The sequence below is a fragment of the Bradyrhizobium sp. 186 genome, assembly GCF_023101685.1.
GTDB lineage: Bacteria > Pseudomonadota > Alphaproteobacteria > Rhizobiales > Xanthobacteraceae > Bradyrhizobium.
Genome location: NZ_CP082164.1, coordinates 3,314,543 through 3,330,282, shown reverse-complemented (window position 1 = coordinate 3,330,282; position 15,740 = coordinate 3,314,543). Strand labels below are relative to the sequence as shown.

The following is a 15,740-nucleotide window of genomic DNA, read 5'->3' as shown; positions in this document are numbered from 1 at the left end:
CCGAATACACCAAGAGGCGCCGGAGCCAAAGCGTTCCGTTCGCCGTCATGGCCCGTTGACGTTCGCGCGGGCCCATCCTAATATACTTTCAAATGTAAGTATATTAGGGGAGGTCGATATGAAGCGCCTGGTGTGTACATTCATGCTCCTGATGTGGGCTGACGCGTCCTACGCCGACGTCAAGGTCGGCGTGGTGCTTTCCCTGACGGGGCCCGCGGCTTCCGCCGGCCTGCTGGAGCAGAAGGCGCTGGCGATGCTGCCGAAGACGATTGGTACCGAAGCCGTGGAATACGTGGTACTGGACGACGCGACCGACACGTCGACCGCGATCAAGAGCGCGCGCAAGCTGATAGTGGAAAACAATATCGACGTTCTCGTCGCCGCGACGGCGACGCCGACTTCGTTCGCCGCGAGCACGGTCGCGGACGAGGCTCAGGTGCCTCAGATCGCGCTCGCGCCATTCGGCATCGGAATCCTCAAGTGGTCCTTCATCACGCCACCTTCGTTTGCGACCTTCGCCAAGGCGGTCGTAGCCGACATGTCGCGCAGGAAGATCAAGAAGGTAGCGTTCCTCGGCTATGCGGATGCGCTTGGTCAGATCTGGCTGGAAGCTGTCACCGCCGCAGCCGCCGGGACCGACGTGAAGATCGAGTTGGCCGAGCGCTACAATCGAACCGATACGAGCATATTGTCGCAGGTGCTTCGTGTGGTCGGCGCGCAGCCGGATGCGGTCGTTGTAGGTGCCACATCGGCTTCGGCGGCTGAGCCGCAAAAGGCTCTGGTGGAACGCGGCTACAAGGGGCCGATCTACCATACGCAGGCGGCAGCGACGAAGGAGTTCGTCCGTGCCGCCGGTCCTTCCGCAGAGACGGCCATCCTGCCCGTCTCGCTTCCGATCGTCGCCGAGGCGCTTCCCGACGACCATCCGAGCAAGGCGCGCGCGCTCGAATTCGTCCGGACGTACGAAGCCGCCAACGGCGAGGGAAGCAGAAACAATTTCGCGTCCCATCTTTGGGATGCTGGCCTTCTGCTTGAGGCGGCAGTGCCCGTCGCCTTGAAGACCGCCAAGCCGGGCACGTCCGAATTCAGGAAATCCCTTCGTGACACGCTCGAGAGTATCCGCGACCTCAAAGTCTCGAACGGCGTCGTCAACATGACCGCAGAAGATCACTACGGATACGACGATCGCGCGGCAGCGCTGGCGCGCGTTGAGGGCGGTCGCTTTGTGCTGGCGAAATAAAAAGGAGGCCGACATGACGGGCCACATCTTCAAACCGGAATGGCAGTGCGCACTGGACGACCTCTGCGCACGCGTCTACGGCATCCGCTCGGCGGTCGGCGACGCGTGGCCGTATCACTGCGATCCGAAGGACGGCGCCTGGGACACGACCGCCGACGGCGACTGGTGCGGGGGGCACTGGGTCGAGTGCCTGCGCATCGTCGGCGAGTTGACCGGCCACAGGGCGATCGAGGCCGAGTCTGCCCAGCGGGCCGAAAGTCTGCGGCCGTACCTCGAGCGCGACGACGCGTTCAGAGGCCACCGATTCTACTACGGCGCCGCGCGTCAGTACGCCTGGACCGGGAACGAGCGCTTCAGGACGCTCGCGCTCGCTGCCGCCTATGCGGTGCGGTCGATGGCCATGAAGGGAAGCGGTGCGATGCCGATCGGCACGCAGGTTCAGGTCCGATCGACGAAGCTCGTTGGACGCGACAAAGCCTGCGTCGACAACGTCCATCCCAATCTCATCCTAGATTGGTGGGGTCACAAAGAGACCGGCGATCCGACGTTCGTTGTGGGCGCCCGGCGGCATCTGGACCACACCATCGACCAGTACGTATGCGAGGACTACTCGACGATCGAGTTTCGCGACTACGATCCCGAAACCGGCATGCCGAAGGGCGCACACTATACCCTCCTGGGCGCTAACAACGACAGTTGCTGGTCGCGGGGGCAGGCCTGGGCGGTTGCGGGCTATCTTCGCGCCTGGGAGGCGACGCGCGATCCGCGTTACCTTTCGGTCGGCAGAAAGCTTCTAGAATACTGGATCTCGAACAGCGACGAGTCCCTGGTGCCGCCGTACGACTTCAAGGATCCGCTGCTGAAGACCGACAGGGCCTCGGTGCCGCTGGACACGTCGGCATCGGCCGTCGTCGTCGAGCAACTGGCCCGCATGTCGATACTCAAGGATCTGCCGCCCGAGGCGGAATACGTGGCATCGAAAACGCCCCTGTTCGTCGAGGGGCTTCTCCGCCATTTGACTTCCGTGGACGACAAGCGGGCCAAGTCGCGCGGCGTTCTTCTCAACGGATGTTTCAACCGGCCGAAGAACTATGCCACCGCGAGCGAGCTGATCTGGGGAACGGCTTATCTGCTCTTCGCGCTGTACTATCTCAAGACTGGTCGGGTGGTCGAATGAGTTCGGATGCCGGCCCGGTTCTCGAAATCGTGCATTTTCGGATCGACCCGCGCGCCGTGGTTCCTTTCGCCGAATGCGCCAGGGAGGCCTTCGGACTCCTGGCGGGCGTGGAGGGATGCGTCTCGCACGACCTGAAACGAAGCGTCGAGGAGCCGTCGCTCTTTGCGCTTATCATCGAATGGGTTTTGCGGGTTGACCTGAACAGGTTCCGCGAAGCAGCGGCTCACCATCCGTTCCAGGAGCTGTTGAGCCGCCACCTCCTGCAGGCGGAAGTCTATCATTTCGCGGACGCGTCCGGGTCCGGGCAAGACGTCGACTGGGCCTAGCGCGACGGTAGACGGAGAGACATTTGAGCTTCGACATCGGCTTTATCCTGGTCCAGAACGGCGTCGCGAACGGTGCTCTATACGCGCTGCTCTCCCTTGCGCTCGTGCTGGTATTCTCGGTGACACGCATCGTCTTCGTGCCGATAGGCGAATTCGTCTCGTTCGGCGCGCTAACGCTCGCGGCCTTCCAGGACGGCAAGGTGCCGCAGATCGCCTGGTTCGTTCCGCTGCTCGGCGCATGCGGCGGGGCGCTGCGCTGCTGGAGCGAGCGCGAAGGCCTTTCCGGCCGAGACTTCCTGAGGGTGGCGTTGCTGTATGTGGTTTGTCCCGTGATGACCCTCGGTCTGTCCGTCGCCTTCAGATCCTCCGCGATGCCGGTGTGGCTTGCGATCCTGCTGACCGTGCTGCTGCTCTCGCAGCTCGGTGTGTACATCTACGACCTGGTCTACAGGCCTCTGGTGGAAGGCAGCGTGTTGGTGCTGCTGATCGTCTCTGTCGTACTGCATGTATTGATGGTCAACGTCGGCCTTCTCCTGTTCGGAGCCGAGGGCTCGCGTAGTCCGGCTCTCCTTTCCGCGGGACTGGAAATCGGCTCGTTGCGGGTCGACGGTCAATCCATCGCGATAGTCGCCATCACGGCGGCCCTGATCGTCCTTCTGTACGGCTTCTTCGGGAGGACCTTGCTGGGCAAGGCGCTGCGTGCGACGGCGGTAAATCGCCTGGGTTCACAATTGATGGGCGTCTCGCCCGCCGTCTGCGGCAGGTTCGCCTTGGTGATCGCGACCTCTATCGGGGCGCTCTGCGGAATCCTGATCTCCTCGACGACGACGATCTACTACGACACCGGCTTCCTGATCGGGCTCAAGGGGTTTGTCTCCGCGATCATCGGCGGGATGATCAGCTATCCGCTGGCCGCACTCGGAGGGCTGATCGTGGGACAGATCGAGTCCTTCGCGTCGTTCCAAGCGAGCGCCCTGAAGGAAGTGATTGTCTTTACGATGATCATTCCCGTCCTGCTGTGGCGGTCCTTCCGCACGGTGACGGTAGAGGACGACGAATGAAATCCAATGCGCTTTGGTGGCTCGCCTTGCTTACCGTGCTGGCGGCGGCCCCCCACGTTCCGGGTTTCCCCGCCTATTGGGTCGTGGTCCTCTGCTACATCGGTATCGCGACAATCGTCACGACGGGATTGGTGGTGCTCGCGGGCGTCGCTGGCCTGATCTCGTTCGGCCAGGCGATGTTCGTCGGTATCGGGGCGTACACCGCCGCGATCACCGCGACCCGGTACGAGGTTTCCCCGCTGATGACGTTACCCATGTCCGTCGCCATTTGTGTGATCGTCGCATGGGCCGTCGGCGCGATCACTCTTCGCCTGAAAGGGCACTACCTGGCGGTTGCGACGATCGCTTGGAACGTCAGCTTCTTCTTCCTTGTCGCCAATCTCGACTTCTTCCGTCGCTACGACGGAATAAGCGGCATTCCGCCGCTCTCGTTCTTCGGACACAGGCTGCTGAACCCGAAGGACTTCTATCCGGTCATCCTCGTTGCCGCGGCCTGCTCGTTTCTGTTGACAGGCAATCTGCTCGAGTCGCGCACGGGCCGCACCATCCGCGCGCTGCGGGGAGGTGCGATCGCGGCCGAATCCTTCGGCATCGACACGTTTCACGCCAAGGTCGTGGCTTTCGTCTACGCCGCGGCCCTTGCGGGATTCGCAGGCTGGTCGTACGCGCACTTCGAACGTGCGGTCAATCCGACGTCTTTCAGTCTCAACGTCAGCATCGATTATCTCATGATGACAACGATCGGAGGTATTGAGCATATCCCCGGCGCCATGCTGGGCGCGGCGGTGGTCGGCGCACTCAGGTACTTTCTCCAGGACCTGTTGTCTGGGATCTTCCGCGTGCAGGGTGGCCTCGAGACGATAGTCCTATGCGTGGTCCTGATCGTGATTCTTCAACGCAATCCCGACGGCATCTGGCCGGCGCTGGCCCGACGGTTTGGTCGGCCGGCGGGTGTCACGCCTTCCGGTACGGAGAAAGGCGTCGTCGCGCATCGCGTGCAGCCGATGTCCGGAAGCGAGCTGATGCGCGCCGAAGATCTTTCGAAGTCCTTCGGCGGACTTCGCGCGGTCGATCAAATCGATTTCACGCTCAACGCGGGAGAGATCGTCGGGTTGATCGGACCCAACGGCGCAGGAAAGAGTACGACCTTCAATCTGATCACGGGGGTACTTTCGGCAAGTAGCGGCCGCGTCACCCTGGAGGGGCGCAAAATCAGCGGCCTCCCTGCCCGGCAGATCGCGCGGCTCGGCATCGCGAGGACGTTCCAGCACGTGAAGCTCGTGCGCGGGATGAACGTCGTCGAGAATGTCGCGATCGGAATGCATTTGTCGGGAAAGGCCGGCGTGTTGAGGGCGATGCTGCGGCTCGATCGCGGCGACGAGGCGCGGATATTCGCCAACGCGAGGGTCCAGTTGGAGCGTGTCGGGCTCTCCAATCACGTCTATGCGCGCGCGGACGAGTTATCGCTCGGTCAGCAACGGATGGTCGAGATCGCGAGGGCGCTTTGCCTCGATCCCATCCTGCTCCTTCTCGACGAGCCCGCTGCCGGTCTCCGTCACCTGGAGAAGGCTGCGCTGGCGCGGCTGCTTTCCAAATTGCGCGACGAGGGGATGACGATTCTGATGGTCGAGCACGACATGGATTTCGTGATGCAGATAACCGACCGTCTGGTGGTGATGAACTTCGGATCGAAGCTTGCGCAGGGCAAGCCGGAGGAGGTCCAACGCAACGAGGCGGTCATCGAAGCCTATCTCGGGGCCGAAGCATGAACGACGGCGACGAAATTCTGACGGTGCGCAATCTGAACGTCTCATACGGCAAGATAGCTGCGCTCAACGACGTGTCGATCGGTCTCCGCAAGGGCCAGATAGTCACGATTCTCGGGCCGAATGGTGCCGGAAAGACATCCCTTCTCGCAGCGGCGATGGGCGTGGCCGCGTCGAACGGCGAGATTCTCTTCGAGGGGATTTCGCAGGCCAGGCGCACGATAGAATGGCGTGCGGCGAACGGGATGAGTCTGGTTCCGGAGAAACGCGAACTGTTCGGTACGATGTCGGTTGAGGACAATTTGCGCCTCGGCCGCTTCCGTTTGCGGAAGCAAGGCGGCGCGGACCGTATGCTGGGGCGGATGTGGGAGATGTTCCCGCGGCTGAAGGAGCGTCGCGCTCAGCTTGCCGGCACGCTGTCCGGCGGCGAGCGGCAGATGCTCGCGCTCGCCAGGGCGCTGATGGGCGAACCCAAGCTATTGATGCTGGACGAGCCCAGCCTCGGGCTCGCGCCGCTGATCGTCCGTGAGATCCTGGCCACGGTTTCGGCGCTGCGCTCGACCGGCATTTCCATCGTCCTCGTCGAACAGAACGCCCAGGCGGCCCTGCGGATCGCCGACTACGGCTACGTGCTGGAGGCCGGCAGGATCGTGCTCGAGGGAAAGGCCGCCGACCTCCGCGAGGATCGGCGTGTGATCGACAGCTATCTGGGAATCAAACCTTCCAGATCGGCAGCGCAGAGCGCGTTGCACGCCTGATTGAAGGATTTGGGCCGGTCCTGTCGGTTCAACGTAACGACGGGATAATTGGTCGGGCAACTACGCTTTAGACGAGCCGCTGATTAAGCGCGGCTACCGGGAACGCGACAAGCGGGCTGGAGGCGAAGTGGTTTCTTGCGGCTTTGACGAACGTGGCCACGTTGGCGGACGCGACCCGACGGGCGGGGTAGATCGCGCTGACCGGCGAAGCCGGCATCGCGAATTTTCCGAGAACGGGTACGAGCCGTCTCGCATGAACGGCGTCCCTTACCTGATAGGACAACGAGCGGGTGATCCCCAATCCGGCCTCGGCTGCGACAATCACCGCATCGGCGCTGTTGACGACAAGCCGCGGCGCCACGCGGATGATCTGGTTTTTCGCGACCATATGGTAGCCTCAAGGCGCGTCTTGCGTCATGAAAGCCTGATGTGCAGAGATCGCGACTTCGATCTGAAGCATGCTCTGCCGCAAAATGTGGACGCGCCCGTTCAGGATCTTGAGATCGAGACGCTGTTTGAGGCGATTACCGCCGGAGATCGACTCATCCACGAAATCGCCCGCATCGCCGCGCTGACAGGCGCCAAGGTGAAGCTGGAAGAAATCAGCTATCATCAGCGAGCCCTGGACGACGCCCTACGCAACCCAGCCGTTGTGCGTAACGAGTACGAACACGCTGGCGAGGCGATCGAACGAGAGAAAAGCTCCACGCTGGCCTCTTTCGTGACTCTAACACCATTAGTCGAATAACGGCCTGCTCCTTTGGAGAACGAGTTGATGGACCAGCCACGCATGCTCGGGACGAATGCTGTTGATCTACGGCAACTCCAGTTTGCAGTCGCAGCGGCAGATTATGGGAGTATTCGGCAAGCCGCCGAATTATTGTCCATACGACACTCGATCATGAGCCGATCTATTCGTCAGCTTGAGCATCGGATTGGCGTCCGCGTATTCGAACGCTCACGCGGAGGGGTAAAGCCAACGCCAGCTGGGCGAAGCGCGCTGAGAATGGCTAGGCTAATTTTGGAGCAAGTCGATGTATTTGTTGCAACAGCAAAATCAAGTGGGCGCGGCGAAGCTGGCCGCCTTTCGATCGGCTTTTGCACCTCCATTTCCGCGGGCAATCTGCGCGCGACGCTGGCCGAATTCAAGAACCGCCATCCTCGGATCGAACTCGCAACGGTCGAGCATTCGCGAACGCGTCTCGCGACGGCGCTGCGGAATGGCACGACGGACGTTCTGGTCGTAACTGGGGACGTGCCGTTGCCGGACAATAAGGTGCGGCCGCTCTGGAGCGAGCGCATCCTGGTCTCTCTGCCAGAAAATCATGCGTTGGCAGCAGGCCCCGTAGTTCATTGGACCGACCTCCGAAACGAGACCGTCCTTCTAAGTCAGCACGACCCCGGACGCGAGCTTGAGGATCTCTTGATATCAAAGCTTGTTTCTCCTGCCGATCGACCGAAGATCGAACGCCACGACGTCAGCCGAGGTATCATCAAGAGTCTCATCAGCATGAAGCTCGGGATCAGCCTGGTCCTGGAATCAGATATTGGCGCGAGCTTCGCTGGCTTGGTCTATCGCGAATTGCGCGATGGGACGGGACCGACGCGCGTTGACTTTTCGGCACATTGGCGAGCCGATAACGACAATCCCGCCTTGGATAGTTTTCTTAAGCAGTTGGCTGAACGCTACCCCTTGCCGGCCGCAGGTGAATGAACCGCGCGCCGGAGCTTCGAAAAGCCGCGATCCGTAGCCATGAACCGCGCCAGCATCGGTGCGATAAGCTTACCGGGATCGCTGATGGGCTGTCCCGATTCGCTTGCAACGGCTTTCGCGTATGCAAGCAGATCTCGATGCACGGAAGCTGGCAATTCGATGCTGACCTTGACCGGTCTCTCGTCTGAAAGCGCCCCAATCTTGAGCTTGGTCATTTCATCCTCTGTACGGCTCGAGAACGAGATCGCGATTGACGATAACACGCACCGGAAATCCCGGACGGATGGTCAGGGTCGGCTGAGTATTGAGGCTGCGACGGACAACCTGCTGGCCGGTTTGATTCAACGAGTCCCCGGCTCCGTGGCGCAATGCCTGGATAATTGCACTATCATTGCTATTGGTGTCGGAGCCTGCACCAAGCTCGGTTCCGACAGCCAGCAGCGTCGACAGGGCGGCAGCTTTGAGCAATTCGCCCCAATGGTTGTCGACTTCGTCCTCGAGGCCGGCATATCCTGCCGCGTCTGCACCCGGCTGCCGCTCGAGAACGATCGAACGGCCATTCGGCATGATGAGGCGGGTCCAAACCAGCAGGACGCGGGACTGACCGAAAGCGACCTGGCTGTCGTATACCCCGATCAAGCGCGCCCCCTGCGGGACTAGCAGAAGGCGTCCCGTCGGCGAATCGAAAACGCTTTCTGTTACCTGCGCGGTGTTCGGCGCCTTCGAAATCTCGCACTATCGGCCAACTGAGCGACCAAACAGCGTAAGAATTGTGCATCCGAAGAATGGCGAGGAAGCTTGGTGGCCACTATTCGACGAAATGGGCGACCCTCTCTTCCCCGAATTGATGGCGGAGCTCGACGCCATCAAGGCAGAGACGGTTTGGGGATTGGTCTTTCGGCGCGACCATGAGCATCGTAGGTCACCTGCCCCGCTCCCATGGCCTACAGAGCGCAAAGATCTGCGTTATCTTCGGAGTGTCGTAAAGAAGATTGTTGCAGCAGCTGGGCTACGCAGCGAACTCTCCTTTACCTCATTCCGTCACGGTGGCTTTACCGAAGGTGCGGACAGCGATCTCACGGATGCTGAATTGCGGGCCGCTGCCCGCCATCGATCGAGCCACCAAATGCCTACCTATGCAAAGCGCACGCGTAAACAGCTGATCGCAGGCTCCAAGAAGCGCCGTGAGGAGCGGGCAAAAGCAGCTCTTGTCGGACTAGCTGCTAGTCGTTCGTCGGAATGACGGCGCGGGCCCGCGACATAAGCCATTGATTTATTTGGTGGGGCGCTCCAAGCCTCGAACGGAGAACCTGCGCGTTAAGAGAGCTATTTCCCCGTCCAGGAGGGCTTGCGCTTCTCGCTGAATGCCTTCAGGCCCTCCTTGGCGTCCTCGGTCATTGCGAGCAGTGCGATCTGGCTTTCGGTGTAGGCGATGCTCTCGTCGAACGACATCGACGCGATCGCTCGCATAGCATATTTGCCGCGCCGGATTGCGGTCGGCGACTTGTCGACGACGTGGCCGATCAGCCAGTCAACCTTGGCGTCGAGCTCGGCCGCTGGCACGACATAGTTGAGCAGCCCCGCCGCATGCGCCGCCTTGGCGTCGAATGGCTCGCCGGTGAGCGCCCACTCGTTGACGAGGCGCGGCGGCGCGATCCGTTGCAGCAGGCTCAGCACCTGCATCGGGAACACGCCAACCTTCACCTCCGGAAGGCCGAAGATGACGTGATCGGCCGCAATCGCCATGTCGGTCATGCACAGAAGGCCCATGCCGCCGGCCATGCAGACACCGCCGACCCGCGCAATCGCCGGTTTCGTGGCGTTCTGTGACAAACGTAACAGATCGGCATAGTCGACATTTGGTTTGGAATGATCCATCGCGAAAGCCGCGCCGGAATTCTGTAAGTCGGCGCCGGCGCAGAACGCCTTGTCGCCCGCGCCCGTCAGCACGATGACGCGGACGTCCTTGTCGTCATGCGCCTCGCGATAGCCCTTTGTGATGCCGGCGATCACGTCGCCGTTCAGCGCGTTGCGTTTCTCGGGCCGGTTGATGGTGATCCAGAACGCCTGCCCGCGCTTCTCGGTGATCACGCTTGTGGTGTCGGTCATGGCGCGCTCGCTTTGTTGCTCCCGTTTGCAGCCATTTGCGGCAGATCAGGCGGCAGGCGCAAGGGCAATCTACGGCGCCGTGTCACCATAGCGTGTGGGCGCAACTTGGCTTCGCGATTGAATTGTGGGGTGCGGCCGCTATCCTGACTGGAGATTTTATCACCCATGAGCCATTTCATGCGCGCCGCCATCATGTTGTTTCTGGCAGGCTTGATCGTCGCGAGCGGCAACACCGCAGGCCGAGCCGCCGATGCCGCGAAGATCGCACTGGTGATCGGCAACGCAAAATATCCCGACAACGAACTCGTGCTCACTGACGCCGCCAATGATGCACAGGACGTCGCCAACGAGTTGACGCGTGACGGCTTCGTCGTCGACCGGCAGATCAATCTCACCGGCGACACCATGCGGCAGTCGCTGGATCGCTTCTATGCCCGGATCGAACGGGGCGCGGCCGCGCTGATATTCTTCGACGGCTTTGGCATCCAGTCCAACCGGCAGACCTATCTCTTGCCGGTCGATGCGCAGATCTGGACCGAGCCGGACGTGTCGCGCGACGGCTTCAGCCTGGATGCCATTCTCGCCGAGATGAATACACGAGGCGCCGCGATCAAGATCGCGGTGATCGATGCCTCCCGCCGCAATCCGTTCGAGCGGCGTTTTCGTCGCTATTCGGCTGGCCTGGCGCCGGCGATCGCACCGAGCAATTCGCTGATTCTGTATTCCGCCGCGCTCGGCGCGGTCGTGGCGAGCGGCAAGAATGATCGCAGCCTGTTCGTCACCGAGCTGTTGCGCGAGATGCGCGCACCGAACATCAGCGCCGAGCAGGCGCTGACCAACACCAAGAACGGCGTGGTCGGCGCGACCAACCGGGAGCAGGTGCCCTGGCTGTCGTCGTCACTGACGACGGAGTTCTCGTTTGCCGGTCCTGTGGCGCGGCCGCCGGACAACACGAGCTCCGATCAGAGTCCGTCCAAGCCCGAGCCGCAAAAACCGGAGCCGCAGAAACCGCTCTGCGAAGTGCCGCAGCCCGACGCGGCGCAGAGCGCAGACGACCTCGCCAGGGATCCGGTCGTTGCCGACCTCACTCGCAAGATCGCGGCCAACGCCACCGACGCCGTCTCGCGTTACAAGCGCGGCCAGGTCTATGCGATCAAGCGGGCCTACGCGCTCGCGATGCGGGATTTCGATGTCGTGATCCGCCGCGACCCCAGGGATGCGGAAGCCCTGAACAACCGCTGTTGGACCCGCGCTGCGACCGGAGACCCGCAAGGCGCGCTCGCCGATTGCAATCTGGCGCTCCAGATCGATCCCGGATTGAGCGATGCGCTCGACAGCCGCGGACTGGTCAACCTCAAGCTCGGCCGGACAGCCGAGGCAATCAAGGACTACACGGATGCGATCCAGCGCAACCCTCGCTCCTCGTCCTCGCTGTTCGGCCGCGGCATCGCCACCCGCAAGAGCGGCGGCGACGGCGCCGCGGACATCGCGCAGGCAAAATCCATGAACCCGAACATCGCAAAGGAGTTCGCTGGCTACGGCGTGACGGAGTGCGTGCCTTAAGCGGCCGCGACCGCTTTCCTGATCCAGACCTTGTTGTCGTGGAACGCCGCCCCGCCGATCGGCGCCACCGCCTCCGCGCCCGTCAGCATGTTGATGCCGCGGCCGCCGATATGATCCTTGTTCGGGTGAACGGACTCGGCGATCAGCACGCCGCGCCGCACCCCCTCGAACAGGGTTGCGACCAGCGTGGTCTCGCCGCGGGTATTGCCGAGCGTCACGGCATCACCGTCAGCAATGTCGAGCCCAGCCGCATCCAGGGGGTGGATCATCACGCTCGCCTTGCCCTCGCGCGCCTGCGAGGACGGCGTCTCGTTGAAGGTGGTGTTGAGGAAGCTGCGCGAGGGGCTGGTTGCAAGCCGGAATGGATGGGCCTGGTCGGCGTGCTCGATCACGGCCCAATGGTCCGGCAGCGACGGCATCTTGTCGAGCTCGCCCATCATCAGTCCGAACGGCGGGTGTGCCCAGTCCGCCTTGAAGTGGAATTTCTTGTCGGCATGGGCAAAACCGTCGAGATAATGCGCCGTGCGGAAATCCGGTTGCAGATCGCGCCAGATATCGGCCTCGAGGCCAGCGATATCGCCGTGGTCGCTCAACTTCAGCGTCGCGTCGATCAATTCGCGCGGCGTCATCTCGAAGCCCGGATGCTTGGCGCCAAGCCGCGGCGCCAGCGCTTGCAGGACTTGGTGGTTAGAGCGGCATTCGCCGGGCGGATCGATCAGCTTGGGGCCGACCGAGATGTGCTGATGACCGCCGCCGTAATAGAGATCGTCATGCTCCATGAACATCGTCGCCGGCAGCACGATGTCGGCCATCTGCGCCGTCTCGGTCATGAACTGCTCGTGCACCGCCACGAACAAATCCTCCCGCGCAAAACCCTGGCGAACCAGCGCCTGCTCGGGCGCCACCGTCATCGGATTGGTGTTCTGGATCAGCATCGCCTTGATCGGATCCTTGCCGTGCAAGGCCTCGGCATCACCTGTGAGGATGCGGCCGATCTGCGATTGGTCGAGCGCGCGGGTGGTCTTGTCGATCGCGTCGTGGCCTTCGATGATGGATTCGTCGAAGTGCCACAGCGCGTAATTGTTGAAGAAGGCGCCGCCGCCTTCATGCTGCCAGGCACCGGTGACCGCGGGAATGCAGAGCGCCGCATGCATCTGCGTGGCGCCGTTGCGGGAGCGGGTGAAGCCATAGCCGAGACGAACGAAGGTCCGCCTGGTCTCGCCGACTGCCTTCGCAAAGGCCTCGATCTCCGACACCGGCACGCCGCAGATCGCGGAGGCCCATTCCGGCGTGCGCGTCTTCAGATGCGCTTCGAGCTCGGCCGGGCAATCGGTGTATTTGTCCATGTAAGCGCGGTCGGCATAGCCGTCGCGAAACAGCACATGCATGACGCCGCAGGCGAAGGCGCCGTCAGTGCCGGGGCGCAGGATGATCTTGATGTCAGCCTGCTTCATGGTCTCGTTGTCGTAGATATCGACCGCCGCGATCTTTGCGCCGCGCTCCTTCCGCGCACGCGCGGCATGCGTCATCACGTTGACCTGGGTGTTGACGGGGTTGGTGCCCCAGATCACGACGAGGTCGGAGAGCGCCATCTCGCGCGGATCGACGCCGGCGATCTTGCCAGTGCCGATCGCATAACCGACCCGCGCGACGTTGGCGCAGATGGTCGAATAGAAGCGCGAATATTTCTTCACATGCGTGAGGCGATTGAGGCCGTCGCGCATCACCAGCCCCATCGTGCCGGCATAGTAATAGGGCCAGATCGATTCCGCGCCGAACTCGCACTCGGCTTGATTGAAGCGGTGCCCGATCTCGTCCAGCGCCTCGTCCCAGGAAATCCGCGCGAACTGGCCAGAACCCTTCGGCCCGGTTCGGCGCATCGGATAGATCAGTCTTTCAGGGTGATGGATGCGCTCGGCGTAGCGGGCAACCTTGGCGCAGATCACGCCGGCCGTATAGGTCTGCTTTTTCGAACCGCGAACCCGGCCGATGCTGCGGCCTTCGACCACCTCGACATCGAGAGCGCAGGCCGAGGGGCAATCATGCGGACAGGTTGAGTGGCGGATTTCGATCTTGGCGTGCTGGTTCATGGCCAAATTCGTAACACCAAAATACCGGCCAGCCGAGCGTATTTATCCGGCAATGCCCATGCGATTTGCTCAAACCGCGCGCGTAGCCGGTTCCTGCCGCGAGCGCGAAATGCGGCACAGCCACACCGAAAACCACCGGATATTCCGTCCACGATCGACCTTGTGAGGCGTCGACAGTCCGCTCGCCCTGCCGCTACAGTGTCGGCCAAAGGGATGACATCAGGGAGGTGGGCATGACGGCCCGAAGATTCGCGCTGACGCTGGCGGCCGGCCTGCTCGGCGCATTCGCCGCAGCCCCGTCTTTCGCGCAAGACTATCCTGCGCACGCAGTCCGCATCGTCGTGCCCTTCGGCGCCGGCGGGCCCGCCGATGTCGCGGCCCGGCTGATCGGCAGCGCGCTCCAGGAGAGCTTTGGCCAGCCTTTCCTCATCGAGAATCGCACCGGCGCCGGCGGCGTCATCGGCACGGTCGAGGCGGCGAAGTCGCAGGCCGACGGGTACACGCTGTTGATGATGTCCAACACCCAGACCGCGAACGAATCGCTGCTGACCCTCGAGCAGCGCAAATACGACCTGATGCGCGACCTCGCGCCGATCGCGCCGGTGAACTCGTCCGATCTCGTCATCGTGGTGAACCCGCAGGTCGCCGCGAAGACGCTGCAAGAGTTCATCGCGCTCGCCAGATCCCAGCCGGGCAAGCTGAACTTCGCCTCCTCCGGCCAGGGCACGCCCTATCACATGGCCGGCGAGCTGTTCAAAGCGATGGCCGGCATCGAAATCGTCCACGTCCCCTATCGCAACAGCGGCGAGGCGCGCAGCGGCGTGATCGGCGGGCAGGTGCAGATGATGATCGATGCTGTGCCGGCGATGGCGCCGAACATTGCCGAGAATCAGGTCCGCGCGCTCGCCACCACGGGCAAGCAGCGCTCCGCGGTGCTGCAGAGCGTGCCGACCGCGCTTGAGGCCGGCGTGCCCGGCTATGAGGCCACGATCTGGCTCGGACTGATGGCGCCCGCAGGCACGCCGAAGCCGATCATCGACAAGCTCAATGCCGCCCTGACTGCACTGGTGAAGCGGCCGGACATCGTCAAGCTCTGGACCGAACAGGGCGCATTACCGATGTCGATGACGTCGGAGGAGTTCGATAAATTCCTGCGCGGCGATATCAAGAAATGGGCCGACGTCGTGAAGCGGTTCGACAAGTCCTGAAACCTCACGGGAGCCTGCATGGCCGATACTGTGAACATCCTGAGCGGAGGCGCGGCGCAAGGCCTCGTCCGCGGCCTTGCCGAGGCCTTCAAAGCGAAGACCGGGTTCGCAATCGAAGGCGAGTTCGGCGCCGTCGGTGTGATGGCGGACAGGCTGCGCACGGGAACGCCGGCCGATCTCGTGATCCTGACGCACGCGCTCCTTGCAAGACTTGCCGAGGAGAAGCTCGTCATCCCCTCCTCGATCGCCGACATCGGCCGGGTGGAGACGGCACTGGCGGTGCGCAGTCGCGATCCAAAAGTGACGGTCAAAACCGAAACCGATCTGCGCGAGGTGCTGCGCAGCGCCGACGCGATCTTCGTCCCGGACACCAAGGCCTCGACCGCGGGACAGCACGTCGCAAAAGTCCTGGATCAGCTCGGCATCGCCTATGAGGTCGCATCTCGCCTCAAGATCTTTCCGAACGGCGCGACGGCGATGCGGGAGCTAGCCGCATCCGTCGCGCAAAGGCCGATCGGGTGCACGCAGGCGACCGAGATCATCGCGACCGACGGCATCGTTCTGTCGGGTGCGCTGCCGCCGGGATGCGAGCTCGTGACGATGTATATTGCCGGCGTGACCGCGCGGGCCGCACATCCGAAAGAGGCAGCCGCACTGATCGCATTGCTGGCCGGCGCAGATCAGAGCGAACTGCGCCAGCGCGTGGGCTTCGCCGGCTAGATGCGGCT

16 protein-coding genes and 1 pseudogene are annotated in these 15,740 nt (G+C 62.6%); 12 read left to right on the top strand and 5 right to left on the bottom strand.

The window, feature by feature from the left end; translation table 11 throughout:
- Positions 1-118 precede the first annotated feature (118 nt).
- The 6 genes from IVB18_RS15880 to IVB18_RS15855 are packed head-to-tail and all read left to right on the top strand — an operon-like array spanning position 119 to position 6,328.
- The gene (locus IVB18_RS15880; RefSeq protein WP_247989983.1) at positions 119-1,240 is read left to right on the top strand and encodes an ABC transporter substrate-binding protein; all 1,122 of its coding nucleotides are present in this window, start codon (positions 119-121) and stop codon (positions 1,238-1,240) included.
- A gap of 13 nt (positions 1,241-1,253) precedes the next feature.
- Positions 1,254-2,417, top strand: a complete 1,164-nt coding sequence (locus IVB18_RS15875; RefSeq protein WP_247989982.1) for a glycoside hydrolase family 88 protein — start codon at positions 1,254-1,256, stop codon at positions 2,415-2,417.
- The gene (locus IVB18_RS15870) at positions 2,414-2,743 is read left to right on the top strand and encodes an antibiotic biosynthesis monooxygenase (RefSeq protein WP_247989981.1); all 330 of its coding nucleotides are present in this window, start codon (positions 2,414-2,416) and stop codon (positions 2,741-2,743) included. Before IVB18_RS15875 ends, IVB18_RS15870 begins: the two co-directional genes overlap by 4 nt.
- A gap of 23 nt (positions 2,744-2,766) precedes the next feature.
- Positions 2,767-3,804, top strand: coding sequence for a branched-chain amino acid ABC transporter permease (locus IVB18_RS15865; RefSeq protein ID WP_247989980.1), 1,038 nt, complete (start codon positions 2,767-2,769; stop codon positions 3,802-3,804).
- The gene (locus IVB18_RS15860) at positions 3,801-5,573 is read left to right on the top strand and encodes a branched-chain amino acid ABC transporter ATP-binding protein/permease (protein ID WP_247989979.1); all 1,773 of its coding nucleotides are present in this window, start codon (positions 3,801-3,803) and stop codon (positions 5,571-5,573) included. The genes IVB18_RS15865 and IVB18_RS15860 overlap by 4 nt, the downstream gene beginning before the upstream one ends.
- Positions 5,570-6,328: an ABC transporter ATP-binding protein gene (locus IVB18_RS15855; protein WP_247989978.1), complete on the top strand. Its 759-nt coding sequence runs from the start codon at positions 5,570-5,572 to the stop codon at positions 6,326-6,328. The genes IVB18_RS15860 and IVB18_RS15855 overlap by 4 nt, the downstream gene beginning before the upstream one ends.
- Before the next feature lie 67 nt (positions 6,329-6,395).
- Here the strand turns inward: IVB18_RS15855 and IVB18_RS15850 are convergent, their stop codons facing one another.
- A complete protein-coding gene (locus IVB18_RS15850) occupies positions 6,396-6,716 on the bottom strand; it encodes a LysR substrate-binding domain-containing protein (protein WP_247989977.1) in 321 nt (106 codons plus the stop codon).
- Between the two features lie 39 nt (positions 6,717-6,755).
- Here IVB18_RS15850 and IVB18_RS15845 point away from each other — a divergent pair, with 39 nt between their 5' ends.
- Positions 6,756-7,076: a hypothetical protein gene (locus tag IVB18_RS15845; RefSeq protein WP_247989976.1), complete on the top strand. Its 321-nt coding sequence runs from the start codon at positions 6,756-6,758 to the stop codon at positions 7,074-7,076.
- Between the two features lie 27 nt (positions 7,077-7,103).
- Positions 7,104-8,042: a LysR family transcriptional regulator gene (locus IVB18_RS15840; RefSeq protein ID WP_247989975.1), complete on the top strand. Its 939-nt coding sequence runs from the start codon at positions 7,104-7,106 to the stop codon at positions 8,040-8,042.
- On the opposite strand, the gene IVB18_RS15835 is transcribed toward IVB18_RS15840, so the two are convergent.
- Entirely contained in the window at positions 8,015-8,257 is a 243-nt protein-coding gene (locus tag IVB18_RS15835) for a DUF2274 domain-containing protein (protein WP_247989974.1), read from the bottom strand. The two genes, IVB18_RS15840 and IVB18_RS15835, sit on opposite strands and share 28 nt — an antisense overlap.
- A 1-nt stretch (position 8,258) precedes the next feature.
- Positions 8,259-8,753, bottom strand: a pseudogene (locus IVB18_RS15830) (TrbI/VirB10 family protein); the annotation flags it as partial.
- Here IVB18_RS15830 and IVB18_RS15825 point away from each other — a divergent pair.
- Positions 8,752-9,285, top strand: a complete 534-nt coding sequence (locus tag IVB18_RS15825) for a hypothetical protein (RefSeq protein ID WP_247989973.1) — start codon at positions 8,752-8,754, stop codon at positions 9,283-9,285. The pseudogene IVB18_RS15830 and the gene IVB18_RS15825 overlap by 2 nt on opposite strands.
- 83 nt (positions 9,286-9,368) lie before the next feature.
- Here the strand turns inward: IVB18_RS15825 and IVB18_RS15820 are convergent, their stop codons facing one another.
- Positions 9,369-10,151 (bottom strand): enoyl-CoA hydratase/isomerase family protein, encoded by a 783-nt coding sequence (locus IVB18_RS15820; RefSeq protein WP_247989972.1) that lies wholly within the window; start codon positions 10,149-10,151, stop codon positions 9,369-9,371.
- Between the two features lie 165 nt (positions 10,152-10,316).
- On the opposite strand from IVB18_RS15820, the gene IVB18_RS15815 reads away from it, so the two are divergent.
- On the top strand, positions 10,317-11,714 hold the full coding sequence (locus IVB18_RS15815) for a caspase family protein (protein WP_247989971.1): 1,398 nt from the start codon (positions 10,317-10,319) through the stop codon (positions 11,712-11,714).
- On the opposite strand, the gene IVB18_RS15810 is transcribed toward IVB18_RS15815, so the two are convergent.
- Positions 11,711-13,804, bottom strand: coding sequence for a molybdopterin-dependent oxidoreductase (locus tag IVB18_RS15810; protein WP_247989970.1), 2,094 nt, complete (start codon positions 13,802-13,804; stop codon positions 11,711-11,713). The two genes, IVB18_RS15815 and IVB18_RS15810, sit on opposite strands and share 4 nt — an antisense overlap.
- A 233-nt stretch (positions 13,805-14,037) precedes the next feature.
- Between IVB18_RS15810 and IVB18_RS15805 the strand changes: the two genes are divergently transcribed.
- Complete coding sequence (locus tag IVB18_RS15805; RefSeq protein WP_247989969.1) at positions 14,038-15,012, top strand: tripartite tricarboxylate transporter substrate binding protein; 975 nt, start codon at positions 14,038-14,040, stop codon at positions 15,010-15,012.
- A gap of 18 nt (positions 15,013-15,030) precedes the next feature.
- Positions 15,031-15,732: a substrate-binding domain-containing protein gene (locus IVB18_RS15800; protein ID WP_247989968.1), complete on the top strand. Its 702-nt coding sequence runs from the start codon at positions 15,031-15,033 to the stop codon at positions 15,730-15,732.
- The last annotated feature ends 8 nt before the right edge of the window (positions 15,733-15,740 follow it).